Source organism: Amycolatopsis tolypomycina, from assembly GCF_900105945.1.
GTDB classification, from domain to species: domain Bacteria; phylum Actinomycetota; class Actinomycetes; order Mycobacteriales; family Pseudonocardiaceae; genus Amycolatopsis; species Amycolatopsis tolypomycina.
In genome coordinates this window covers 391793-414719 of the sequence record NZ_FNSO01000004.1, presented here as the reverse complement: position 1 = coordinate 414719, position 22927 = coordinate 391793, and the positions used below count along the sequence as shown (strand labels likewise).

General features: G+C 71.3%; 23 protein-coding genes and 1 riboswitch. Of the genes, 3 read left to right on the top strand and 20 right to left on the bottom strand.

From position 1 onward, the window contains the following. Position 1: 1 nt before the first annotated feature. Both gcvP and BLW76_RS12545 read right to left on the bottom strand, forming a co-directional pair. Entirely contained in the window at positions 2-2833 is a 2832-nt protein-coding gene (gene gcvP / locus BLW76_RS12550) for an aminomethyl-transferring glycine dehydrogenase (RefSeq protein WP_091319328.1), read from the bottom strand. A 139-nt stretch (positions 2834-2972) separates the two neighbouring features. Further along, a riboswitch (glycine riboswitch) is annotated at positions 2973-3066 on the bottom strand. 160 nt (positions 3067-3226) lie between these two features. Continuing rightward, positions 3227-4519, bottom strand: a complete 1293-nt coding sequence (locus BLW76_RS12545; protein ID WP_091306471.1) for a helix-turn-helix domain-containing protein — start codon at positions 4517-4519, stop codon at positions 3227-3229. A 72-nt stretch (positions 4520-4591) separates the two neighbouring features. Between BLW76_RS12545 and BLW76_RS12540 the strand changes: the two genes are divergently transcribed. Further along, positions 4592-4789, top strand: a complete 198-nt coding sequence (locus tag BLW76_RS12540) for a hypothetical protein (RefSeq protein ID WP_091306469.1) — start codon at positions 4592-4594, stop codon at positions 4787-4789. On the opposite strand, the gene BLW76_RS12535 is transcribed toward BLW76_RS12540, so the two are convergent. From BLW76_RS12535 to BLW76_RS12515, 5 genes are read right to left on the bottom strand one after another with little or no spacing between them, the layout of a single operon-like run. After that, positions 4786-5736, bottom strand: a complete 951-nt coding sequence (locus BLW76_RS12535) for a cyclase family protein (RefSeq protein ID WP_091306467.1) — start codon at positions 5734-5736, stop codon at positions 4786-4788. The two genes, BLW76_RS12540 and BLW76_RS12535, sit on opposite strands and share 4 nt — an antisense overlap. Positions 5737-5748: 12 nt before the next feature. Then, entirely contained in the window at positions 5749-6516 is a 768-nt protein-coding gene (locus BLW76_RS12530) for a 3-oxoacyl-ACP reductase (RefSeq protein ID WP_091306464.1), read from the bottom strand. Beyond that, the gene (locus BLW76_RS12525; RefSeq protein ID WP_091306462.1) at positions 6516-7883 is read right to left on the bottom strand and encodes an aldehyde dehydrogenase family protein; all 1368 of its coding nucleotides are present in this window, start codon (positions 7881-7883) and stop codon (positions 6516-6518) included. The genes BLW76_RS12530 and BLW76_RS12525 overlap by 1 nt, the downstream gene beginning before the upstream one ends. Continuing rightward, positions 7880-8590: a gamma-glutamyl-gamma-aminobutyrate hydrolase family protein gene (locus BLW76_RS12520; protein ID WP_091306460.1), complete on the bottom strand. Its 711-nt coding sequence runs from the start codon at positions 8588-8590 to the stop codon at positions 7880-7882. The genes BLW76_RS12525 and BLW76_RS12520 overlap by 4 nt, the downstream gene beginning before the upstream one ends. Further along, positions 8571-9935, bottom strand: coding sequence for a glutamine synthetase family protein (locus tag BLW76_RS12515; protein WP_208613280.1), 1365 nt, complete (start codon positions 9933-9935; stop codon positions 8571-8573). Before BLW76_RS12515 ends, BLW76_RS12520 begins: the two co-directional genes overlap by 20 nt. A gap of 211 nt (positions 9936-10146) precedes the next feature. Here BLW76_RS12515 and BLW76_RS12510 point away from each other — a divergent pair, with 211 nt between their 5' ends. Further along, positions 10147-10671: a YflT domain-containing protein gene (locus tag BLW76_RS12510; protein ID WP_091306456.1), complete on the top strand. Its 525-nt coding sequence runs from the start codon at positions 10147-10149 to the stop codon at positions 10669-10671. Positions 10672-11283: 612 nt separating this feature from the next. Here BLW76_RS12510 and BLW76_RS12505 read toward each other — a convergent pair. The 4 genes from BLW76_RS12505 to BLW76_RS12490 form a co-directional block, all read right to left on the bottom strand. Beyond that, entirely contained in the window at positions 11284-12165 is an 882-nt protein-coding gene (locus BLW76_RS12505) for an alpha/beta fold hydrolase (protein ID WP_244170650.1), read from the bottom strand. Between the two features lie 165 nt (positions 12166-12330). Beyond that, entirely contained in the window at positions 12331-13560 is a 1230-nt protein-coding gene (locus BLW76_RS12500) for a DUF1700 domain-containing protein (protein WP_091306450.1), read from the bottom strand. After that, the gene (locus BLW76_RS12495) at positions 13557-13880 is read right to left on the bottom strand and encodes a PadR family transcriptional regulator (protein ID WP_086843254.1); all 324 of its coding nucleotides are present in this window, start codon (positions 13878-13880) and stop codon (positions 13557-13559) included. The genes BLW76_RS12500 and BLW76_RS12495 overlap by 4 nt, the downstream gene beginning before the upstream one ends. An 85-nt stretch (positions 13881-13965) precedes the next feature. Next, on the bottom strand, positions 13966-14412 hold the full coding sequence (locus BLW76_RS12490; protein WP_091306448.1) for an Lrp/AsnC family transcriptional regulator: 447 nt from the start codon (positions 14410-14412) through the stop codon (positions 13966-13968). Positions 14413-14473: 61 nt separating this feature from the next. On the opposite strand from BLW76_RS12490, the gene BLW76_RS12485 reads away from it, so the two are divergent. Next, positions 14474-15376, top strand: coding sequence for an SMP-30/gluconolactonase/LRE family protein (locus BLW76_RS12485; protein ID WP_091306445.1), 903 nt, complete (start codon positions 14474-14476; stop codon positions 15374-15376). 28 nt (positions 15377-15404) lie between these two features. Here the strand turns inward: BLW76_RS12485 and BLW76_RS12480 are convergent, their stop codons facing one another. From BLW76_RS12480 to BLW76_RS12440, 9 genes are all read right to left on the bottom strand, one after another. Next, entirely contained in the window at positions 15405-16574 is a 1170-nt protein-coding gene (locus BLW76_RS12480; RefSeq protein WP_091306442.1) for an MAB_1171c family putative transporter, read from the bottom strand. Further along, positions 16571-17140: a hypothetical protein gene (locus tag BLW76_RS12475; RefSeq protein WP_208613279.1), complete on the bottom strand. Its 570-nt coding sequence runs from the start codon at positions 17138-17140 to the stop codon at positions 16571-16573. The genes BLW76_RS12480 and BLW76_RS12475 overlap by 4 nt, the downstream gene beginning before the upstream one ends. A 268-nt stretch (positions 17141-17408) precedes the next feature. Further along, the gene (locus tag BLW76_RS12470) at positions 17409-17840 is read right to left on the bottom strand and encodes a helix-turn-helix domain-containing protein (RefSeq protein WP_091306441.1); all 432 of its coding nucleotides are present in this window, start codon (positions 17838-17840) and stop codon (positions 17409-17411) included. A 32-nt stretch (positions 17841-17872) separates the two neighbouring features. Next, the gene (gene mutM / locus BLW76_RS12465; protein WP_091306438.1) at positions 17873-18766 is read right to left on the bottom strand and encodes a bifunctional DNA-formamidopyrimidine glycosylase/DNA-(apurinic or apyrimidinic site) lyase; all 894 of its coding nucleotides are present in this window, start codon (positions 18764-18766) and stop codon (positions 17873-17875) included. A 42-nt stretch (positions 18767-18808) separates the two neighbouring features. After that, complete coding sequence (locus tag BLW76_RS12460; protein ID WP_091306436.1) at positions 18809-20164, bottom strand: polysaccharide lyase 6 family protein; 1356 nt, start codon at positions 20162-20164, stop codon at positions 18809-18811. Between the two features lie 90 nt (positions 20165-20254). Continuing rightward, positions 20255-21004: a ribonuclease III gene (gene rnc / locus BLW76_RS12455; protein WP_208613277.1), complete on the bottom strand. Its 750-nt coding sequence runs from the start codon at positions 21002-21004 to the stop codon at positions 20255-20257. Positions 21005-21017: 13 nt separating this feature from the next. Continuing rightward, entirely contained in the window at positions 21018-21200 is a 183-nt protein-coding gene (gene rpmF / locus BLW76_RS12450; protein WP_013223689.1) for a 50S ribosomal protein L32, read from the bottom strand. Positions 21201-21283: 83 nt separating this feature from the next. Next, positions 21284-21871, bottom strand: a complete 588-nt coding sequence (locus tag BLW76_RS12445; protein WP_167384585.1) for a YceD family protein — start codon at positions 21869-21871, stop codon at positions 21284-21286. Between the two features lie 269 nt (positions 21872-22140). Beyond that, positions 22141-22869 carry a DivIVA domain-containing protein gene (locus tag BLW76_RS12440; protein WP_091306428.1) on the bottom strand — a complete coding sequence of 243 codons (729 nt, stop codon included), beginning with the start codon at positions 22867-22869 and terminating at the stop codon, positions 22141-22143. Positions 22870-22927: the final 58 nt, after the last annotated feature.

Below are 22927 nucleotides of genomic sequence, written 5' to 3'. Positions count from 1 at the left end.
GTCAGCCTTCGTAAGCGTTGAGGGGCGGGCAGGAGCACACGAGGTTACGGTCGCCGCGGGCGCCGTCGATGCGACGCACCGGGGGCCAGTACTTGTTCTTGCGCGAAACACCCGCCGGATACACCGCCAGCTCACGGCTGTAGGGCTTGTCCCAGTCCCCGACCAGCGTCTCGGCGGTGTGCGGGGCGCCGCGCAGCGGCGACTCCCCGGCGCTCCACTTGCCGTTCGCGACCTCGTCGATCTCCGCGCGGATGGCGATCATCGCGGCGCAGAACCGGTCGATCTCGCCCAGGTCCTCGGACTCGGTCGGCTCGACCATCAGCGTGCCCGCGACCGGGAACGACATGGTCGGCGCGTGGAAGCCGTAGTCGATGAGCCGCTTGGCGACGTCGTCGACCGTCACGCCGGTCTCCTTGGTGATCTGGCGCAGGTCGAGGATGCACTCGTGCGCGACCAGGCCGTCCTGGCCCGTGTAGAGCACCGGGTAGTGCGGCGCCAAGCGCGAAGCGACGTAGTTCGCGGCGAGCACGGCGACCTTGGTGGCCACGGTCAGGCCCGGCGCGCCCATCATCCGGACGTAGGCCCAGGAGATCGGCAGGATCGACGCCGAGCCGTAGGGCGCGCCGCTGATCGGGCCGACGCCGGTCTCCGGGCCGGCCGCGTCGAGCAGCGGGTGGTTCGGCAGGTAGGGCGCGAGGTGCGCGCGCACCGCGACCGGGCCGACACCCGGGCCGCCACCGCCGTGCGGGATGCAGAACGTCTTGTGCAGGTTGAGGTGCGAGACGTCGCCGCCGAACTCGCCCGGCTTGGCCAGGCCGAGCAGGGCGTTGAGGTTCGCGCCGTCGACGTACACCTGGCCGCCGCCGTCGTGGACGATCTTGGCGAGGGTGTCGATGTCGTGCTCGTACACGCCGTGCGTGGACGGGTACGTCACCATGATCGCGGCCAGGGTGTCGCGGTGGGTGTCCACCTTGGACCGCAGGTCGGCGAGGTCGACGTTGCCTTCGTCGGTGCACTTCACGACGACCACGCGCATCCCGGCCAGCACCGCGGACGCGGCGTTGGTGCCGTGCGCGCTCGACGGGATCAGGCAGACGTCACGGGCTTCGTCGCCGTTCGCGCGGTGGTAGGCGCGGATCGCGAGGAGCCCGGCGAGTTCGCCCTGGCTGCCCGCGTTCGGCTGCAGCGAAACCTTGTCGTAGCCGGTGACCTCGGCCAGCCAGTCGGCCAGCTGCGACACCAGCTCGTGGTACCCGGCCGCGTCCTCGGCCGGGGCGAACGGGTGGATGCCCGCGAACTCGCGCCAGCTGATCGGCTCCATCTCCGTGGTGGCGTTGAGCTTCATCGTGCAGGAGCCGAGCGGGATCATGCCGCGGTCGAGCGCGTAGTCCAGGTCGGACAGCTTGCGCAGGTAGCGCAGCATCGCCGTCTCCGAGCGGTGGGTGCCGAAGACTTCGTGGCCCATGAAGCCGCTCTCGCGGGCGAGGCCGTTCGGCAGCGCGACGCCGTCTTCGATGGCCTCTTCGACCCCGAAGGCGCGAAGGACCTCCGCGGCGATGGCGGGCGTGCTGACCTCGTCGAAGGCGACGCGGACGTGGTCGGCGTCGACGTGGCCGAGGTTGATCCCGGCCTCGCGGGCGGCCGCGTGGACCTCGGCGGCCTGGCCCGGGACGCGCGCGACGACGGTGTCGAAGAAGGACTCGTGCACGACCTCGACGCCGGTCCGGCGCAGGGCGCCGGCGAAGCCCGCGGCGAGGCCGTGGACGCGCTGGGCGATCTTCTTCAGGCCGTCGGGACCGTGGTAGACCGCGTACATCGCGGCCAGCACGGCCGGGAGGACCTGCGCGGTGCAGATGTTCGACGTCGCCTTCTCGCGGCGGATGTGCTGCTCCCGCGTCTGGAGCGCGAGGCGGTAGGCGGAGTTGCCGTCGGCGTCGACCGAGACACCGACCAGGCGCCCCGGCAGCGACCGCTCGAGGCCGGCACGGACGGACATGTACCCGGCGTGCGGGCCGCCGTAGCCGAGCGGGACGCCGAAGCGCTGGGTCGACCCGGCGGCGACGTCGGCGCCGAACTCGCCGGGCGCGGTGATCAGGGTCAGCGCGAGGAGGTCGGCGGCGACGGTGAACAGCGCGCCCGCGGCCTTCGCCGACTCGGAGATCGCGTGGTAGAAGCCGCGGCCGCGCAGCACGCCGGACGCGCCCGGGTACTGGACGACGACGCCGAAGAAGTCGTCGGGCAGGCCGGTGAGCAGGTCGCGGACCTCGACCTCGATGCCCAGGGCTTCGACGCGGGTGCGCACGACGGCGATGGTCTGCGGCAGGCACTCGGCGTCGAGGACGACCTTGTTCGACTTGGACTTCGACGCGCGCCGCATGAGCGTGACGGCCTCGGCGACGGCGGTCGACTCGTCCAGCAGCGAGGCGTTCGCGGTGGCCAGGCCGGTCAGGTCGGCGACCATCGTCTGGAAGTTGAGGAGGGCTTCGAGGCGGCCCTGCGAGATTTCCGGCTGGTAGGGCGTGTACGCGGTGTACCAGGCCGGGTTCTCCAGGACGTTGCGGCGGATCACGCCCGGCGTCACGGTGTCGGAGTAGCCGAGGCCGATCATCTGCGTCATCGGCCGGTTGCGCGCGGCGAGGGCCCGCAGCTCCGCGGTGGCGTCCTCTTCGGACGCGGCGGGCGGGAGGGCGAGTTCCTTCGTCGCGCGGATGGCGCTCGGGACGGCGGCGCCGACGAGGGCGTCGAGACTGCCGTAGCCGCACTCGGCCAGCATCTTCGCGCGTTCGGCCTCGGACGGGCCGATGTGGCGGGCGTCGAACTGCGTGGAAGTGATCGGGAGCTCCTTGGGCCGGGCACCGGACAGAACGGTGCGCTGGAACTCCCCCTCTGTCATGGCACCTGAGAGTTTCACCGCCTGTGCAGCGGCTTTCACCTTGGGTGAGGCGCGGGTGCGCCTGCTTTCCAGAGTGGCCTCGCGCGAAGCGGTAGCAGGTACCTGAGAGATTCCGGGGAGTTTGCTCCTTCGGTGCCCCACCGACTTCGTGAGGGCTCTCCCGCCTCGGCTCTACGGCCCGATCTGCAGTTGTGGCGGTAACGGTACCCGGCGCTTCCCGCGGGCGTCTACTTCACCCGGCCAACACCACATCGGTCCTCGATCCGGCCTCGACCGCTCCCCCAGATGTCATGAAAGAGTCGTTCATGACGTCTGATGTCATGAACGACTCTTTCATGACGTTCCGGTGACCCGGCGGACCACGCTCCCGGCCAGCGCGGGCGGGCGGCGGACCCGGCCGGAGGGCAGGACCAGGCGTTTGAGGGGGCCGCCCACCGGCACCGGCGGCAGGCCCGCGCCCAGCAGGACCTGCTCCACGATCTGCTCGGCGTGCCACGCCACCGAGTCGTTGAGGCGGTCCAGCGACGGCCGCTCGCCGTCGAAGATGTCCTCGTCGGCGAGCGTCACCTCGAAGTGGGGGCTGCCCGGCGGCGGCGAGATCGCCTCCTCGATCGCGCGAGCGCCGTCGAGGGGGTCGGCGAACCCGGCTTCGAGCAGCGCCGACCGGTAGATCCGGGCCGCCCGCGCGCGCATCCGCGGCCCGTAGCGGACCACGACCGGGAGCCGTCCGGTCAGGTCGGGCACGGCGAGGCCGTGCAGCAGCATGATCGGCGGCACCGAGTGCACCAGGCGCGGTGCCGGGTCGGCCAGCTCGCGGGCGGTGATCCGGACGCGGTCGGCCATCGCGTCCGGGAGGCCGAAGTAGCGGAAGTCGACGTTGCCGAAGCCGAGGCCGTCGGCGACCAGCGACGCCAGCAGCTCGCCGTACCCCCAGATCGGCGACAGCACGACCACCGGCGGCGCGGCGACGACCGGCGACGGCGCGGGCGGCCGCGTCGCCTCCTGCTCGGGCACCTGGATGACCAGCCGGGGCGGCTCGTGCCAGTCGTGCACCTCCGCGACCCGCCAGTACAGCCCCAGCGGCCGCCACAGCTCGCCGAGGACGTCGTGCTCGATGATGCGGCGGACCTCGGCGTCGTCGTAGGGGAAGTCCCGCGGCGGCACGATCCCGACGTAGTGGTGGTAGGTGACGCGGACCTCGTCGCCGCGGGTGGCCGAGCGGATCCGCATCTCCCAGTCGACCGGCGACGCGGCGATCGCGTTCGCCACCTGGGTGCCCGGCGAGGAGTAGACGAGCGCCGTGGCCTGCCGGAGGAACTGCCCGGCCCGGTCGATGCCCTCCCGCAGCGCCTTCGCCGCCTGCGCCACGTGCACCGGGCTCGCGAGGCTGTCGGGCAGGACACCGGCGACCCGCAGCAGCTCGGCCTCCCCGATCCCGGTGACCTCGGCGAGCTCGGCCCAGTGGTCGAACACCGTCACCTTCGGCGCGTGCCGGTGTTCGATCCAGCTGCGCAGCGTCGACGTCGGAACACCGATGCGGCGGGCCGCCTCGTCCAGCGAAAGGCCCCGGGCGCGGATGCCGGCCCGGACCGCTTCCGCCCACTCGTCGGCGCGCCAGTGCGTCACCTCACAAAGCTAACGAAACCCGCTAGCTTTGCGCAGGGACAAAACGCCCACGCGCGGCCGACGCTGGTCGGCATGACCACCACCGTGATCGCCCTCACCCTGATCGTCGGCGCGCTGACCTTCGCCGCCGGCGCGTTCCTCGCCTCCGAGATCGCCACCCGGATCCTGCGCCGCCGGGAGAAGGAGATCTCCGAAGAGCGCAAGAAGCTCAACGCCGCCTGGCGCCACCTGCGGGAGGTCTACGACGTCAAGAAGCAGACCAAGCGTTAGAACGTGGCGATCGGGTTGACCGGGCTGCCGGACGTCCCGGCGAAGCGGACCGGCGCGATCGCGAGCTGGAAGTCCCACTGGCCCAGCTCGGCGGCCGTCACCGCACACGCCTCGAGGTCGCAGTTGTCGAGCAGCCACAGGCCCATCGCCACCAGGCCCACGGTGTGCACCGGCATCGCCAGGTCGTCGTAGCCCGACGGCTGGACGTCCGTGGGCGTGTCGGCGCCGATCAGCGCCACTCCGCGTTCGTGCAGCCACGGCAGGCAGGACGCGTGCCAGCCGGCCTGCGTGACCCCACCGGACGGGCCGGCCTCGTGCCGGACGCGGCCGTAGCCGGTCCGCAGGAGCACCGCGTCGCCGGAGCGCACCCGGACGCCCTGGCGACGCTCGGCCTCCTCGAGGTCGGCGGGGAACACCCCGTCGCCCGGTTCCAGCGACGGCACCCCGCGGACCTCCGCGATGTCCAGCAGGACTCCCCGCGTGACGATGCCGTTCGCCGCCGCCGTGACGGCTCCCCACGCCGCGCCCGTCTCGGCGTCGACCAGCGAGTGCGGCCGCCCGTTGTACATCCGGCCGTCCCAGAAGATATGGCACGGCGAGTCGACGTGGGTGACCGTGTTGCCGTGGAACAGGATGCCGAGCCGCTCGTTCGAGTAGCCCCAGTGCCGGTCGTTGCGGAACCCGGGGATCGGCATGGCCCCGGCACCCGGCGTGTCGGCGAAGCACGGGCACGCCGTCGTCGAGCGCTCCATCTCCTCCGGGACGGCCACCTCCCACGCGCACGACACGCTCCGCCCGTGGCGCACGGCTCGCGCCGCCGCCAGCCGGACGTCGTCGGTGATGTGGTTCAGCGTGCCGAGCTCGTCGTCTTCGCCCCACCGCCCCCAGTTCGACAGCGTTTCGAAGTAGCCGAGCACGTCGTCCTGGCTGGGCCTCGGTCCCGTCACCGCGCCAGCTTGTCAGATCGGCGTGACGTACGCCCCGGAGATGCCGCCGTCGACCAGGAACTGCGACGCCGTGATGAAGCTGGCGTCGTCGCTGGCCAGGAAGGCGACCGCGGCCGCGATCTCCGCCGGCTCGGCGAACCGGCCGACCGGCACGTGGACCAGCCGCCGCGCCGCGCGTTCCGGGTCCTTGGCGAACAGCTCCTTGAGCAGCGGGGTGTTCACCGGGCCCGGGCACAGCGCGTTGACGCGGATGTTCTCCCGCGCGAACTGCACGCCGAGCTCGCGGCTCATCGCGAGCACGCCGCCCTTGGAGGCGGTGTAGGAGATCTGCGACGTCGCCGCACCCATCACCGCCACGAACGAGGCCGTGTTGATGATGGAGCCCTTGCCCTGGCGCTGCATGTGCGGCAGGACGGCCTTGCAGCAGTGGTACACCGACGTCAGGTTGACCCGCTGCACGCGGTCCCACGCCTCGATGCCGGTGGTGAGGATCGAGTCGTCCTCCGGCGGCGAGATGCCGGCGTTGTTGAAGGCGACGTCGACCGAGCCGAACTGCTCCACCGTGCTGTGGAACAGGTTCTCGACCTGCTCGGCGTCGGTGACGTCGGTCTGGATGAACGCGCCGCCGATCTCGTCGGCGGCGGCTTTGCCTTCGGCGGGCGAGAGGTCCGCGATGACGACCTTCGCGCCTTCGCTCGCCAGGCGCCGGGCCGAGGCGAGCCCGATGCCGCTGGCGCCGCCGGTGATGACCGCGACGCGGCCTTCGAAACGCTGGACCATTACTCCTCCGTGCTCAGAAAGACGTTCTTGGTTTCGGTGAACGCCGCGGCGGCGTCCGGGCCGAGCTCGCGGCCGAGGCCGGACTGCTTGAAGCCGCCGAACGGCGTCCAGTAGCGCACCGACGAGTGCGAGTTCACCGAGAGGTTGCCGGATTCGACGCCGCGCGCAACTCGGAACGCGCGGCCGGCGTCGCGGGTCCAGATCGAGCCGGACAGGCCGTACTCGGTCGCGTTGGCCATCCGGATCGCGTCGGCCTCTTCCGCGAAGGGCACGACGGCGACGACCGGGCCGAACACCTCTTCCGCGGCGAGCGGGTGGCGCAGGTCGGGCGGGGTGACGACGGTCGGCGGGAACCAGAAGCCGGGCCCGGCGGGCGCGGTGCCGCGGAACGCGACGGGCGCATCGTCCGGGACGTAGGAGGCGACCTTGTCCCGGTGCGCGGCCGAGATCAGCGGGCCCATCTCGGTCTTCTCGTCGCCGGGGTCGCCGACGACGACGCCGTGCACCGCGGGCTCCAGGAGCTCCATGAACCGGTCGTACGCGCTGGCCTGCACGAGGATCAGCGACCGGGCGCAGCAGTCCTGGCCGGCGTTGTCGAAGACGCCGTAGGGCGCGGTCGCCGCGGCCTTCTCCAGGTCGGAGTCGGCGAAGACGATGTTGGCGTTCTTGCCGCCGAGCTCCAGCGTCACGCGCTTCACCTGGGCCGCGCAGCCGGCCATGATCTGCTTGCCGACCTCGGTGGAGCCGGTGAAGACGACCTTCCGCACGGCCGGGTGGTCGACGAACCGCTGTCCGACCACCGACCCCTTGCCGGGCAGGACCTGGAAGACGTCCTCGGGGATGCCTGCTTCGCGCGCCAGCTCGGCCAGCCGGAGGGCGGTCAGCGGCGTCAGCTCGGCGGGCTTGAGGACGACGGTGTTGCCGGCGGCGAGCGCGGGCGCGAAGCCCCAGCCGGCGATCGGCATCGGGAAGTTCCACGGCACGATCACGCCGACGACGCCCAGTGGCTCCTGGAAGGTGACGTTGATGCCGCCCGGCACCGGGATCTGCTTGCCGATCAGGCGTTCCGGGGCGGCGGAGTAGTAGTTGAGGACGTCGCGGACGTTGCCGGCTTCCCAGCGGGCGTTGCCGATGGTGTGCCCGGAGTTCTCGACCTCGAGCCGGGCGAGGTGCTCGATGTCGGCCTCGACGGCGTCGGCGAAGCGGCGCAGCAGCCGCGCGCGGTCGCCGGGGGCGACGTCGCGCCAGGCCGGGAACGCCTTGTGGGCACGGGCGATCGCCGCATCCGTCTCTTCGACGCTGGTTTCCGGGACGCTCCGCACCACCTCCTCCGTGGCCGGGTTGAGGACGTCGAAACTCGTGGTCATCGGTTCTCCTTGCTCGCTTCGACGAGAGCCTGGAACAGCCGGACGTCGTCGGTGTCCTGCTCCGGGTGCCACTGGACGCCGAGGGTGAACTCACCAGGTAGTTCAGCGGCCTCGATGGTGCCGTCTTCCGCCCAGCCGACGGCTTCGAGGCCGGTGCCGAGCCGGTCGATCGCCTGGTGGTGGTAGCAGAGGGTCTTGGTTTCGGGGCCGAGGATCGCCGCCGCCCGGCTGCCTTCGGCGAGGGTGACCGTGCCCCGGCCGAACGTCGCGGGCGCGGGCTGGTGGTCGGTCGTGTTCGCGCTCTCGGGCAGGTGCTGGGTGAGCGTGCCGCCGAGGGCGACGCTCATCACCTGCAGGCCGCGGCACACGCCGAGCACCGGCTTGCGTGCGCGCCGGGCCGCTTCGAACAGGCCGAACTCGAAGGCGTCCCGCTCCGGCCGGACGTAGGTGGCCGGGTGCGGCTCGTGGCCGTAGCGCGCGGGCTCGACGTCGGCGCCGCCGGTGAGCACCAGCCCGTCCACAGTGGACACCAGCTTCTCGTACGCGTCGGAGACCGGCGGCAGCAGCACCGGGATGCCACCCGCCGCGACGACGCAGTCGACGTAGACGCGGTGCAGCAGCACCGCCTCGGTGTCCCAGACCAGGAACTTCGCGGGTTCCAGGTAGCTGGAGAGCCCGATCACCGGCCTAGAGTCGTTCGAAGCCACGGATCAGCTCCCAGTCGGTGACGGCGGCGTTGTAGGCGTCGATCTCGATCTTCGCCGCGTTCAGGTAGTGGTCGACGACGTCGTCGCCGAACGCCCCGCGCGCCAGGTCGCTGCCCGCGAGGGCCGCGGCGGCCTCGGGCAGGGTGGTCGGCACGGTGCCACGGTCGGAGTTGTAGGCGTTGCCGGCGAAGGGCTCTTCGAGCTCCAGCTCGTTTTCGATGCCGTGCAGCCCGGCGGCGATGAGCGCGGCGACGGCGAGGTACGGGTTGACGTCGCCACCCGGCACGCGGTTTTCGACGCGCAGCGACTCGCCGTGCCCGACGACGCGCAGCGCGCAGGTGCGGTTGTCGGTGCCCCAGGCGATCGCCGTCGGCGCGAAGCTGCCGGGCACGAACCGCTTGTAGGAGTTGATGTTCGGCGCGAAGAAGTACGTCAGCTCGTGCAGCCCGGCGAGCTGGCCGGCGAGGAAGTGCTCCATCAGCTTCGAGAAGCCGTGCTCGCCGTCACCGGCCAGGACGGCCCGGCCCTCGGTGGAGCGCAGGCTGATGTGGATGTGGCAGGAGTTGCCCTCGCGCTCGTTGTACTTCGCCATGAAGGTGAGGCTCTTGCCCTCCTGCGCGGCGATCTCCTTGGCGCCGTTCTTGTAGACGCTGTGGTTGTCGCAGGTCGCGAGCGCGTCGGTGTAGCGGAAGGCGATCTCCTGCTGGCCGGGGTTGCACTCGCCCTTGGCGGACTCGGGGTAGAGCCCGGCGCCGGCCATGTCGTTGCGGATGCGGCGCAGCAGCGGTTCCAGCCGCGCGGTGCCGAGCATCGAGTAGTCGACGTTGTACTGGTTGGCGGGCTTGAGGCCGTGGTAGCGCTTGTCCCAGGCTGCTTCGTAGGTGTCGTCGAAGACGATGAACTCGAGCTCGGTGCCGACGTAGGCGGCGAGCCCGCGCTCGGCGAGCCGGTCGAGCTGGCGGCGCAGGATCTGGCGAGGCGACACGCTGACTGCGCCGCCCTGCACGCGCTCGACGTCGGCCAGCACCAGCGCGGTGCCCTCCTGCCAGGGGATCTCCCGCAGGGTGTCGAAGTCGGGGCGCAGCACGAAGTCGCCGTAGCCGCTGTCCCAGGAGGAGAGCGCGTAGCCGTCGACGGTGTTCATGTCGACGTCGACGGCGAGGAGGTAGTTGCAGGCCTCGGTGGCGTGGCCGACGACCTCGTCCAGGAAGTACTCGGCCGAGCAGCGCTTGCCCTGGAGCCTGCCCTGCATGTCCGTGAGCGCGACGAGCACGGTGTCGATCGTGCCCGCGTCCACGCGCGCCCGGAGTTCGTCGAGCGTGAGCATGCCTCGCCTGCGTGCCATCGTCGCCCCAAAGGTTTGGTATGAATCCTTTGCCGGTCCTTCCTACCCGGTCAGCCTCGCCGGGTCAACCGGAACAAAGGTATCTTTTTGATCCATTGCGGCGATGGCTGGTTTGCCCGGGTTGCCCGGCTGAGAAGAGTCTGTGAATTCGCCCGTCCGGGAGGAAAACCGGGGTCCCCGCACGTTGAACGGGACAAGAGAGGTGAGATCGATGACCACAGCATTCACGCAGCAGACCACGATCGGACAGCCGCAGGCCCGGCCCCAGCTGCCGACCCTGCCCACCGGCTGGCCGATCGGTTCGTACGAGTCCTACGAGCAGGCACAGCGGGCGGTCGACCACCTCGCGGGCGCGGACTTCCCCGTCACCGACGTCACGATCGTGGGCGTGGAACCGATGCTCGTCGAGCGGGTCGCGGGCAAGATGTCCTGGGGTCGCGTGCTGAGCAGCGCAGCAACGTCCGGCGCGCTGTTCGGTTTGTTCCTCGGCCTGATGCTCAGCCTGCTGAACCCCGGCGCCGGCCTGGTCCCCATCGTGATCGGCCTCGTCGCCGGTCTCGGGTTCAACCTGCTCTTCGGCGCGCTGGGCTACGCGGTGAACCGCAACAAGCGCGGGTTCATCTCGCAGAGCCAGCTGGTGGCCCGCCGCTACGACGTCCTGTCCCAGCCACGCAACGCCGAGAAGGGCCGCGCCCTGCTGGCAGACCTCGCGGCGCGCAGCGCGTTCGGCCACTGACCCATCGGAAGAGTGAAGGCCGCCTCCCCCGGGAGGCGGCCTTTGCCGTGTCCTCGGGTGCCTGTGTTCTCGGGTGCCCGTGTGTCCTGGGGTGCCCGTGTTCTCGGGTGCCCCCGTGTCCTGGGGTGCCCGTGTTCTCGGGTGCCCGTGTTCTCGGGTGCCCTCGTGTCCGAGCTCCCGGTCCGCCTCCCTGGTTCGCCTGCCCCGGTCCGAACCACCGGGACCGAGCCACAGCCACCGGGTCCAAGCCACGGGACCGAGCCACAGCCACCCGGCCCGAGCCCCGGCTCCAAGTCACCAGGACCGAGCCTCGGGTCCGAGCCACCGCGACCGAACCCCCACCTCCGAGCCACCAGGACCGAGCCTCGGGTCCGAGCCACCCGGCCCGAGCCCGGGTCCAGTCACCCGGTCCCAGGCCGTGAGTCCGAGCCACCGCGACCGAGCAGCCCCCGTTTTCCACGCTACCGGGAAGGTCCGACAGTTTCGTCAGTCCCGGCCCGAGGCGGCCCGGGTTGTCCACAACTCCGAGCCACAGCCCTGGTAGTCCACACCGGCCCCGCCGATGGCCCGGAACCGTCGGTGCCCGCCGGTAGCGTGGAAACCGGGGGCTGCTCAGGTGCCCGAAGACACCACAGGAGCGTCGCCGGCCGGGTCGGCCATCTCCTCCGGGCGGCCCGCACGCAGGAGCTCGCCCCACCGGGCGCGGTCGTAGCTCGCCGGTGGGGTCGAAGACAGGAACTCGCGCAGGATCTCCGCGAACCGCCGCGGGTCCGAGCGGTGGGGGAAGTGGCCGGCCCCCTCGAACAGCACCAGCCTGCTGCCCGGCATCGCCCGGTGCGCGCGCAGCGCGTGGCCGCTCGGGACCACGCTGTCCTCCGTCCCCCACACCAGCAACGTCGGGATGCCCTCGGTCAGGTAGCACCGGTCCACCATGTTCACCACCTGCCCGCGCCAGTCGACGACCGAGCGCAGCGTCCGCAGGAACGCCGACCGCGTGCCCGGCTCGACCAGCCGCAGGTAGCGGGCGACCACGTAGTCGAGGTCGTCGGAAATCCGCAGCAGCCCGGCCAGTCCGCGCAGCACCGGCAACGCCGGCCGGGCTCCCAGCAGCGGCAGCAGCAGTCCCGCGCCCGGCGCCGCCGCCAGCCGCAGCAGCGGGTGGACGCTCGCGCCGACCCCGCCCGAGCCCACCAGGACCAGGCGTTCGCAGCGTTCCGGGAACTGGTAGGCGAACTGCATCGCGACCCCGCCGCCGAGGGAGTGCCCGACCACCGTCACCCGGTCGACGTCGAGCGTGGTCAGCAGGTCGCGCATGCCGCACGCGTAGGCGGCGACCGAGTAGTCCGCACGCGGTTTCGCCGAAAAGCCGTGGCCGAGCAGGTCGGGCGCGATGACCGTGAAGTCGTCCGCCAGGGACGTCAGCAGCTCCAGCCACGTCGACGAGTCGTCGCCGATGCCGTGCAGGAACAGCACCGCGGGCCCGCGCCCGGCCATCCGGTAGGCGCGCTCGTACCCGTGGACCGTTCTGGTCCGCGGCGCGAAGGCTTCCGGCAGCACCCGCCCAGCTCAGCACGCCCGCGTTGGCGGGACGTTTCCGGCGTGTTCGGATCGGGTGAACGCCGGGAGCGGCCCCGACCCCGCTCCCGGCGTTCGTTCCCCCTACTTCGTCGGCGTCGGCGAGGCCGGCGTGGACGAAGACGGCGGTGTGGTGGCGGCCGTGGTCGTGGGCGGCACCGTCACCTTCGGGATCGCGGCGCTGAACGGCACGCCCGCCAGCTCCCGGCAGGCACCGCGGTAACCGTTGTAGCCGTTGTAGTTGCCCTGGTCGTCGGTGACGCCCTGCTCGATCTTCGGCCGCGGGAACCGGTTGTCCTCGCCGATCTTCTGCTTGCTGCCGCTCGAGCGCTCGCAGCCGTAGCGGGTCACGGTGATCGGCCTGCCCTCTTCGTCGTAGAGGTAGATCTCGGTCAGCGGCTTGCCCTCGGCGTCGAAGGCGTAGACGTTCTCGATGCCGCGGCCGCCGTAGGTCAGCTGGTCGTTGCCGTAGTTGTCGGACGACGACGGGTAGTACGACGACGGGCCCGAGTAGGAGTGCCCGCGGGCGAACAGGTCGATCGCCGCGCCGAACCCGCCGAGCGCACCGCCGATGACGAAGGCCGAGATCGGCACGGCCACCCACAGCAGCCGGCGGTCGGAACGCACCCGCGGGCCGGCCCACAGCGCCCCCACCGCCGCGAGGATCAGGAACGGCAGCAGCAGCACCCCGCTCCGGCGCTGCAGCATGAACAGCAGCCCGAACGCGATCAGCACGACCGCGCACAGCACCCACCACGCCGGCTTGAGCGAACCGAGGTAGCGCAGGAGCTTGCCGGCGTCCTCCTGCCCGCGGGCCTTCGCCATGGTGGCGCGCAGCCACCCGGCTTCCGGCAGGGCCAGCACCGGCTCGACCCCGCCGCGCAGGAGCAGCGCCAGGCTGACGAGGAACACCGGCCCGAACAACAGCACGCCGAGGAACACGTCGGGGTCGCGGGAGACGGCCGCGCCGAACGCCAGCAGCGCGAACGCCAGCGAGCTGAACACCAGGCCCCACAACGCGATCCGCGGCTTCACCAGGCTGGGCGCGGCCGGGGTGGCGAGCACCTGCGTGGTGCCCTCCCCCGGCGCCGGGTACCCACCGGACGCGCGCAGCTCGGCGGCGTAGCTCTCCGGCGAGCCGAGCCGTTCGATGAGGGCCTCGACGCGGGCACCCTCCCCCAGCTCGGCCTCCAGTTCCGCCAGGTGCGGGCGGACGTCCTCGAGGATCTCTTCGATCTCGCTCGCGGGCAGGTCGGCGAGCGCGGTCCGGACCCGCGCCAGATACACCCGCACGGCGGTCGGCTTCTCGCTCATGCTGCCTCTCCCAAAAGCACGTTCATCGTCGATGCGAAGCTCTGCCACGTCTTGCCCGACTCCGCGAGGCGCGCCCGGCCCGGCTCGTTCAGGCTGTAGTACTTGCGGTGGGGCCCCTCTTCGCTGGGCACCACGTACGAAGTCAGCAGGCCGGCCTTGTAGAGCCTGCGGAGCGTTCCGTACACCGACGCGTCCCCCACCTCGTCCAAGCCGGCGGCCCGGAGTCTTCTCAGGACGTCGTACCCGTAGCCGTCTTCTTCGCGGAGCACCGCGAGGACGGCGAGGTCGAGCACGCCCTTGAGCAGCTGACTGATCTCCACTGCACCCTCCAGTCTTACGCTTGAGAAGGTACCACGCATTGCACAGTAGTGCGCACGGCGGAGGGCCATCGGAGTGGCGGCGGGTTCAGCCCCGGGTGTCCACCGGCCGCTCGAAGAAGGATTCGAGGACCACGATCGTCTGTGTGCCGGTGACGCCGTCGATCGCGAAGAGGCGGCGCAGCGACGCCTGGAGGTCTTCGGTCGTCGCCGTGCGCACCTTGACCAGCAGCGACGCGGGACCGGCGATGACGTGCGCCTCGACGACTTCCGGCAGCGCCTCGAGGGCTTCGCGCACCGGGTGGTCGCCCATCCAGGCGTTCGCTTCGACGAGCACGAAGGCCGCGACCCCCCGGCCGACGGCGGCCGGGTCGACGTCCACTGTGGTCCGCCGGATCACGTCCTGCTCCCGCAGCTTGCGCACCCGTTCGTGGGCCGCGCCCGCGGAGAGCCCAACGGCCCTGCCGAGGGCGGCATACGCCTGCGTCGCGTCGCGCTGCAGTTCGTTCAACAGGATTCGATCTACTTCGTCCACGACTTGACCATATCAGGTTCGGTGTTCCATGCTTCTGACAGAACTTCATTAGGGGTGAGAGATGGATCTGGTCAAGACCGACTTCCAGCTGCTCGACGAGCGGTTCGCCCGCGTCAACGGCGACGAGTGGATGCAGCGCCTGCACACGGGCTGCCGCTGGACCGAAGGGCCCGCCTACTTCCCGGCCGGCCGCTACCTGGTGTTCAGCGACATCCCGAACGACCGCACGCTCCGCTGGGACGAGACGACCGGGCACGTCGGCGTCTTCCGGCAGCCGTCGAACTACGCGAACGGCCACACGGTCGACCGCCGGGGGCGGCTCGTCAGCTGCGAGCAGGGCCTGCGTCGGGTGACGCGCACCGAGCACGACGGGTCGGTCACGGTGCTGGCGTCGGAGTACCGGGGCAAGCGGCTGAACAGCCCGAACGACGTCGTCGAGCACTCGGACGGGTCAATCTGGTTCACCGACCCGAGTTACGGCATCGACAGTGACTACGAGGGGTACCGCGCGGAGAGCGAGATCGGCGCATGCCACGTGTACCGCGCAGCCCCGGACGGCTCGGTGACGATCGCCGCCGACGACTTCAGCCGCCCGAACGGCCTGGCGTTCTCGGCGGACGAATCGCGGCTGTACATCGCGGACACGCGTCAGAACCCGAGCCACATCAGGGTGTTCTCCGTCGGCGAGAACGGCGGGCTGACGGGCGGCGAGATCTTCGCAACGAGCGACAGCGGCGGCTTCGACGGAGTACGGGTGGACGGCGAAGGCCAGGTCTGGGCGGCGGCTCACGACGGCCTGCACTGCTTCGCCCCGGACGGAACCCGCATCGGCAAGCTACGCATCCCGGAGATCTGTTCGAACTTCACCTTCGGCGGCGCACGGGGCAACGAGCTGTTCATCACGGCTTCGAGCTCGCTGTACACGCTGAGGGTGACGGTGAACGGAGCCCGCTACCCACGCTGAAGGGCACCAGATGAGACGAAGGTGCCCTTCAGCCCGCCTGTACCCGCTCCACCAGCGCGTCGCGGTGGCGCCATGCCCGGCTCACCTCGACCAGCCAGGCCGCCTCGGCCGTTACGTCCGCGTCCTTGTCCTGCTCGGCTTCCCGCTCGGGGGCGCGCTCGAACCGGCGTCCCGTGCGGCCCGCCTCGATCGCTGCCGCCAGGGTCACCGCCTCCACCGTGGCCGCCAGGTGGGCTTCGGGGACTCCTGCTCGGCGGGCCGCCGCCTCTGCTCGGGGTGGGAGGTCCGGGTCGAAGTGGGCTCGGAGGGCCAGGTGGCCGTCGCGGATTTCGATCACCCTGCGGTACAGCGCGAACTCTGCGCCGCCCGCCAGTTCGCGGCCCGGGTCGAGCGCGATGCCCGGGACCGCCGTGCGCAACGCCGTCCACAGTGGCTCGATGCGGCGGTACGCCCGGTACGCGCGGACGCGGCCGATCAGGGACGCCACCGCCGGCGACCACGCGCTGAGCGTCGCGCCCGCCGCCACGCACCCGACCGTCACCGCCGCCAGTACCGACGACGGCAGGTCCTCGCGGGCGCCGATCCGCGCCGTGCGGGCGAGCCGCACGACGTCGTCGACGTCCCAGAACGTCCACGCGGTCGCCGCGCCCACCCCGACGACCAGCAGCCACAGCCCGGCTCGCAGCGGCCCCGGCTCCGCCTGCCACGCGCTGCGGACGAACACCGCGAACAGCAGGCCGAGGCTGATCAGGCTGTAGAACAGGAACACCAGCTTGTCGGCCAGCGCGTACGGCAGGGCCGCGTCCGAAAACACCGTCTCGTCGCCGACGCGCCGCGGCTCGGACAGCACGAAGAACACCGCGAGGAGCACCATCGTCGCGCCGGTGAACAGGGCGTGCGGCGCCAGCCGTGCCCCTTCGCCGCGCCACACCGACTGCGTGAAGGCGACGGCGAACCCGATCGCGCCCAGCTTCAGCTCGTCGCCGGCCAGGCTCAGCACCCACTCGGCCACCGGGCCCGGGCCGGCGAGGGCCGACATCGCCGGCGTCAGCACGACGATGCCGGCGGCGATGCAGATGCCGAAGCCGGCGAGGAACCACATCGTGCGCGCCGGCTGGCTGCGGCGCGCCTCGATCAGCTTGTACCCGAACCCGGCGAAGCCCGCGAGGCAGAGGTAGTAGGCGAGGGTTTCGGTCACGGCGTGCGGCGCCGGGGCCGGCCGCCGAACACCGAATCGAAGCGCCGCACGCCCTCCGGGACGCCGGGCGCGGGTTCGCGCGGTTCCGCCGTCCGGACGACGCGCTGCGCGAGCAGGCTCGCGACGAGCTCGGCTTCGCGCTCCTCGACCGCGGAGTAGGTGGTGCGCCCGAGCACGCGCCGGACGAGCTCGGGCGAGAGGTTCGGCATCAGCTGCCGCCCGGCGGCGTCGATGGCCACTCCGTCGGCGCCGGCGTCCGACCCGACGTGGCCGCACAGCAGGTGCCCGACCTCGTGCAGCAGGATGTGCCGCCGGTGCAGGGCCGTCGTGCCGGTCGGGTAGAGGATGTAGTCGGCGCGTTCGGTGCTCATCAGCAACCCGCACGGCGCGCCCTCGGCGGGAACGCTGACGGGCATCAGCTCGATGGGACGGCCCCGCTCGGCGGCCAGCCGCGCGACGAACGCTTCCGCGTCGAACGGTTCGGGCAGGCTGACGGCATCGGCGACCTGACGCGCCCGCTGCCAGAGCGAGCGGGCCGGCTGCCGCCGCCACGATGGTCGCGCCACTTCGGCCCTCCTTCCCCACGCCGCGGCCGAACCCCTCCAGCCGGATCAACGCGGCAGAGCGCCCGTGGTTGCGCGGCCGGGGAAAATCCGACGCGCGGATCCGGGAAGTGGTTCCCCCACAGGCGGTCCGAAGCCGGACCGGCGCCCCGCGACGATACCGACAAGCCCGAGCGCCGACGCGTGGAGGTGGAGCCTCGGCAGCGACTCGCGACACCACCCGGTAGGCAGTGACCGGCAACGAAACGAGGCGCGGGAAACCCGCCCCCGCTCAGCCCTCCTTCTTCGGGCCGCGGCCGGCCTCGCGCCGGGCGATCGCGTCGATCATGTCGCTGATCGTGTCGAGGCCGTCGGAGGACAACGTGACCGCGCGCAGCGCCAGGTCCCGCACCCCCGCGTCGCGCAGGGCGCCCAGCAGGGCCAGCTCCTCCGCGATCTTCCGGCTCTGCTCGTCGTCGAAGAAGTACGCCGGCGGGACGCCGAAGAACTGCGCGAGTGCTTCGAGGTGGCGCTTGGTCGGGTTGTCGCGGCGGCCCGTGCGCAGCTGCCACAGGTACGTCGTCGAAAAGCTCTCGCCCGTCGCTTCGCGGCAGGCCTTGGCGACCTCTTCGTTGCTGTACGGCTCCCGATCGGGCCGGCGCACCACGTGGAACAGCCGGTCGATCTTGTCGGCCAGCGTCGACTTTCCGGGCTCCTTGACCACGATGCACTCCTCAGCTACCAGGCACATTCATCCTAGCTGAAAGGCGCACCCCCAATATCAACCCGAGTTCGCCTCGGCCGCGGCTGGCACCGCGGGCACGAGAACGACGACCGGTTCATGAACGGCTCCCGCCGGATCGCCGTGCCGCACCGGTGGCACGGCATGCCCTCCTGGCCGTACGCGTCGAGCGACCGGTCGAAGTAGCCCGACTGCCCGTTGACGTTCACGTACAGCGCGTCGAACGACGTGCCGCCCGCCGCCAGCGCCGCGTTCATCACGTCGGACGCCGCCGACAGCAGCTCGCGACCCTTGGCCATGGTGAGCTTTTCCGTCGGCCGGGTGCCGTGCAGGCGGGCGCGCCACAACGCCTCGTCCGCGTAGATGTTGCCGATGCCCGACACGAGCGTCTGGTCGAGCAGCGCCCGCTTGACCTCGGTGCGCCGCGACCGCAGCGCGCGCACCGCCGCGTCGAGGTCGAACTCCGGGTCCATCGGGTCGCGCGCGATGTGCGAGATCGTGTCCGGGAGCAGGACGTCGCCGCCGATGTCGGTGAGGTCGTCGAGCGCCAGGCCGCCGAACGTCCGCTGGTCGACGAAGCGCAGCTCCGGCCCGTTGTCGTCGAAGCGCAGCCGCGCCCGCAGGTGCTTCTCGTCGGGCGCGTCCGGCGGCTGGACGAGCATCTGCCCGCTCATGCCGAGGTGGGCCAGCAGCGCCTCCTTGTCGGACAGTTCCAGCCACAGGTACTTGCCCCGCCGCCGCGCCGCCTCGACGCGGGTGCCGGTGAGCCGCTGCGTGAAGTCGTCCGCACCCAGGGCGTGCCGGCGGATGGCGCGCGGGTGCAGGACCTCCGCCTCGCGGATGGTCCGGCCCGCGACGTGCGCCTGCAGGCCCAGGCGGACGACTTCGACCTCGGGGAGTTCGGGCATGCGGTCATTGTGCCCGGCGGGTACGACAGTTTCCGGACGGCACTATGGCGCGGTGGGCCCGACGTCGGCTTTCGTCAGCGGGACCCGGGTCGTGCCGGACGCGAAGTACTCGTCGGCGCCGACGTCGAAGGTGCCCGAACGGGCCTGCAGGTCGAAGTCCTTCGCCGCGGCCGGGTACGACCCGACGCCCGTGTCGATCGCCGGGCTGCCCGAAGCGAGCCGGTAGAGCCCGGCGGCGTCCTTGACGAGCTTCGGATCGACGTTCCGCGACGGGATCCCCGCCGCGCCGCCGAAGGTGATGTTGCCCTCGTACTTCACGACCGAGCCGCCGGGCAGCGTCACCAGCGTCCCCGAGGTGCCCTTGACGATGTTGTCGGCGACCACGCAGTCCTTCGGCTTGAAGTCCCCGCCGTCACCGTCGATCACCGACGAGCTGCCCAGCACCGTGTTGTACGCCACCGTCACCCGGTCGGGCCGGTCGTGGAGCTTGCTCGTCGGGCCGCTGTCGGCTTCGTCACCGGAGCCGAAGACGATCGCGCGGTCGCCGGAGTTCGCGACGTAGTTGTTCACGATCTTGTGGTCGTTGCCGTGGAACCGGATGCCCGAGCCGAAGAGGACGTTGCCCTCGACCGTGCTGCGGTTGCCGTGGCGCAGCACGATGTAGCCCTTGCTGTCCCGGATCATGTTGTAGCGCACCACGTTGTCGGACGACTTGACCGAGATCGCTTCGCTGTCGCCGTCGGCCTTCTCGAAGAGGTTGTTCTCGATCAGCGCGTTGGCGGTGGAGGACTGGCGGTCGCTCAGCCCGAGCCGGATCGACTCGCCGCCGTTCGTGCCGGTGAACTGGTGGTTGAAGAAGTAGTTGTGGTGCACGTGGACGCGCTTGGCCATGGCGCCCGACGGCCCGAGGATCTGCAGGAACACGCCCTCGCTGGTGCGGTTCTGGAAGACGTTGCGGTCGACGACCGTGTCGTCGCCGCTGACCGTGACCCAGTTGCCGTCGGTCGTGAGCTGGAAGTCGTTGCGGGTCAGGCGGTTGTTCGACGCGCCCGCGGGGACGCTCAGCCTCGCGCTGCCCCGGAACTTGAACCCGCGCAGCACCACGTTCGAGACGCCGCTCGCGAAGGCGAACGTCTTCGAGCCGGTGATGGTGGCCTGCCCGGAGTGTTCCGCGGCGATCGTGACGGGCGCCGAGCTGCTGCCGGACCGCTTGATCGAGAGCGTCGAGCCCGCGGAGTAGCTGCCGTCGGCGAGGACGATCGTGTCACCGGGGTTCGCCTTGTCCATCGCGGACTGCAGCGCCGCCAGCGACGTGACGCGGACCTGCGCGGCCGACGCCGCCGGGCCGGGGACGACCAGGAGCGCCGCGGCGACCAAGGGTACGAAGAACAGACGCATCCGCCCTACCTCTCCATCGAGTACTCGCGCGGCGGATGATCACCAAGCTACGGAGGGGAGGGCGGCGCCGTCAACGGGGGTTCCCGCTGATCAGGACTCCGGTTCGGCCTGCTTCTGCGCCTCGAGTTCGGCGGACAGCGAACGCCAGGCCGTCTCGGCGGCCTTCTGCTCGGCTTCCTTCTTCGTCGACCCGGTGCCGTGACCGAGGGCGCGACCGGCGACGAGCACGGTGGCCGTGAACTCCTTGCGGTGGTCCGGCCCGGTGTCCTCGACCTTGTATTCGGGCACGCCGAGGCCGGCCGACGCGGTCAGCTCCTGCAGGCTCGTCTTCCAGTCGAGCCCGGCCCCGCGCAACGGCGCTTCGGCGAGCAGGCCGTCGAAGAGGTGGTGGACGAGCTTGCGCGCGATCTCGATGCCGTGCTCGAGGTACGCGGCCCCGATCACCGCCTCCAGGCCGTCGGCGAGGATGCTCGCCTTGTCCCGGCCGCCGGTGAGCTCTTCGCCCTTGCCGAGCAGCAGGTGTGCCCCGAGCCCGCCCTCGCCGAGCCCGCGCGCCACCCGCGCCAGGGCGTGCATGTTGACGACGCTGGCGCGGAGCTTCGCGAGCTGACCTTCGGGCAGGTCGGGGTGTGTGTTGTACAGGTGATCGGTGACGACGAGGCCGAGAACGGCGTCACCGAGGAACTCCAGCCGCTCGTTCGGCGGCAGCCCCCCGTTTTCGTACGCGTACGAACGGTGGGTCAGCGACAGCCGGAGCAGCTCGGGGTCAAGGGTGACCCCGAGCGCTTCGAGCAACGGCGCCGGATCGGCTGGTGGTCCCCCGGGCGTCTTGCCCCCCATGTCGGCTACCCGATCAGGCGGGCTCGACGACCTGGCGGCCGTTGTGCTGGCCGCACGACGGGCACGCGATGTGCTGGAGCTTCGGCTGCTTGCAGGCGCGGTTGGAGCAGGGCACCAGCTGCACCGGAGCCGCCTTCCACTGGCTGCGGCGGGAGCGCGTGTTGGATCGCGACATCTTCCGCTTCGGGACGGCCACGAGTAGATCTCCTTATGACGGTCTGCTCGCGGTCGTGCGAGCGAACTTTCCTCCGGAACGAGCTGGACGCTCGTCAGGCTTGTTCAGCTGGGCCCGGGCTTTTCGCCCGCGTTCTCGTCGAAGCGCTCGACGAGTGCGGCCCACCGAGGGTCTATCTTCTCATGCCCGTGTCCGGGCTCGAGATCGGCCCACTTGACGCCGCAGTCCGTGCAGAGCCCGGCGCAGTCTTCGGTGCACAGCGGAGCCAGCGGCAGGGCCAGCACGATCGCGTCGCGGACGGTGGGTTCGAGGTCGATCCGGTCGTCGACCAGCCGGGGGATCTCGTCTTCGTCCGTGGTCTCCTCGGTGGCCGACCCCGGGTAGGCGAACAGCTCCTGGACCTCGACCTCGACCTCTTCGCTGAGCGGGTCGAGGCAGCGGGCGCAGGTGCCCTTGGCGGTGGCTTTCGCGGTGCCGCTGACGAGCACGCCTTCGACGACGGACTCGAGCAGCAGATCGAGTTCCAGCTCGGAGCCGGCTTCGATGGTGATGACATCGGGGACGCCGAGCGGCGTCTCCACCGGCACGCTGCGCCGGACGGCGCGGCTGAGGCCGGCGTGACGGCCGAGCTCACGGGTGTCGATCACCCACGGGCTGCGGTCGTCGAGCTGGGGGGTCTTGTTCTCGGACATCCCGTCCAGGGTACGCACTGGTCGCCACCCCTTTTGAGCAGGTGCCTCGGGGGGTGGGGAGGCGCTGGACCGCGGACCGGCGGGCAAGCCGGCCCCCGCGCGCGCCCACCCACCCTGGGGGCCGGTCCCCGGTCCAGTCTATCGGGGGCAGCCGACGAAAAAGCCGGAAAGGCGCAGGCGAGCGGCCGTTGGCCACAGACCCGGCGAGTTGTGGACAGCCTGGGGAACGCGTGGCCGGACCGGGACCGCGACGGGGGCTGAGAAGCTCGTCACACCTGGTAGTCGTACAGCGTCGACCGCCCGCTCGAGCTGGGCAGGTTGGCCGGCGAGCGCAGGTGGTTGCGCCCCGAGTCCACCGTTCGCAGCGTTGTCGCCAGCAGCTCCGAGAACTCCGCCAGCTTGCCGTCCACGTACGCGTCGCAGTCCGCGCGCTGGCGGTCGGCCTCCGCGTGGGCCTCGTCGACGATCCGCGCCGACTCCGCGTGGGCCGCCTGGACCACCTCCGTCTGGGCCACCAGGCGCGCCTGCTCGGCGCGGCCGTCCTCGATGGCGCGGTCGTAGGCGTCGCGGCCGGCCTGGATCATGCGCTCGGACTCGGCTCGGGAGCGGTCCGTGAGGTTCTGGTACTCGGCCTGGCCCGCCGCCACCGTGCGGTCGGCCTGGTCGTGGGCGTCGGCGAGCATCTGCTCCGCGCGGGCGCGGGCGTCGGCGAGGATGCGCTCCGCTTCGTCGGTCGCTTCGGCGATCGCGCGCTCGGCCTCGGCGTTCGCGCCCGCCACCGTCTCGCCCGCTTCCTTGCGGGCCGCGTGGATGAGGTCGTCGCGCTTGTCGAGGACGTCCTGGGCGTCGTCGATCTCCGCCGGCAGTGCGTCGCGGACGTCGTCGAGGAGTTCGAGCACGTCACCCCGGGGCACGACGCAGCTGGCCGTCATCGGGACGCCGCGCGCCTCCTCGACGATGGTGACGAGCTCGTCGAGCGCCTCGAAAACCCGGTACACGGCAACTCCAATCCCCTGTCGCTGTGGACCAGTCTGCCCGCATCGGGCGCCGAAGCGG

Bases quoted from the DNA above. Each gene is read 5' to 3' on its own strand.
- BLW76_RS12540 (WP_091306469.1), top strand. From the start codon at position 4,592: ATGACCACCACCGTGATCGCCCTCACCCTGATCGTCGGCGCGCTGACC.
- BLW76_RS12530 (WP_091306464.1), bottom strand. From the start codon at position 6,516: ATGGTCCAGCGTTTCGAAGGCCGCGTCGCGGTCATCACCGGCGGCGCC.
- BLW76_RS12525 (WP_091306462.1), bottom strand. From the start codon at position 7,883: ATGACCACGAGTTTCGACGTCCTCAACCCGGCCACGGAGGAGGTGGTG.
- BLW76_RS12515 (WP_208613280.1), bottom strand. From the start codon at position 9,935: ATGGCACGCAGGCGAGGCATGCTCACGCTCGACGAACTCCGGGCGCGC.
- BLW76_RS12510 (WP_091306456.1), top strand. From the start codon at position 10,147: ATGACCACAGCATTCACGCAGCAGACCACGATCGGACAGCCGCAGGCC.
- BLW76_RS12505 (WP_244170650.1), bottom strand. From the start codon at position 12,165: ATGGCCGGGCGCGGGCCCGCGGTGCTGTTCCTGCACGGCATCGGCGAC.
- BLW76_RS12500 (WP_091306450.1), bottom strand. From the start codon at position 13,560: ATGAGCGAGAAGCCGACCGCCGTGCGGGTGTATCTGGCGCGGGTCCGG.
- BLW76_RS12485 (WP_091306445.1), top strand. From the start codon at position 14,474: ATGGATCTGGTCAAGACCGACTTCCAGCTGCTCGACGAGCGGTTCGCC.
- mutM (WP_091306438.1), bottom strand. From the start codon at position 18,766: ATGCCCGAACTCCCCGAGGTCGAAGTCGTCCGCCTGGGCCTGCAGGCG.
- BLW76_RS12460 (WP_091306436.1), bottom strand. From the start codon at position 20,164: ATGCGTCTGTTCTTCGTACCCTTGGTCGCCGCGGCGCTCCTGGTCGTC.
- rnc (WP_208613277.1), bottom strand. From the start codon at position 21,004: ATGGGGGGCAAGACGCCCGGGGGACCACCAGCCGATCCGGCGCCGTTG.
- BLW76_RS12445 (WP_167384585.1), bottom strand. From the start codon at position 21,871: ATGTCCGAGAACAAGACCCCCCAGCTCGACGACCGCAGCCCGTGGGTG.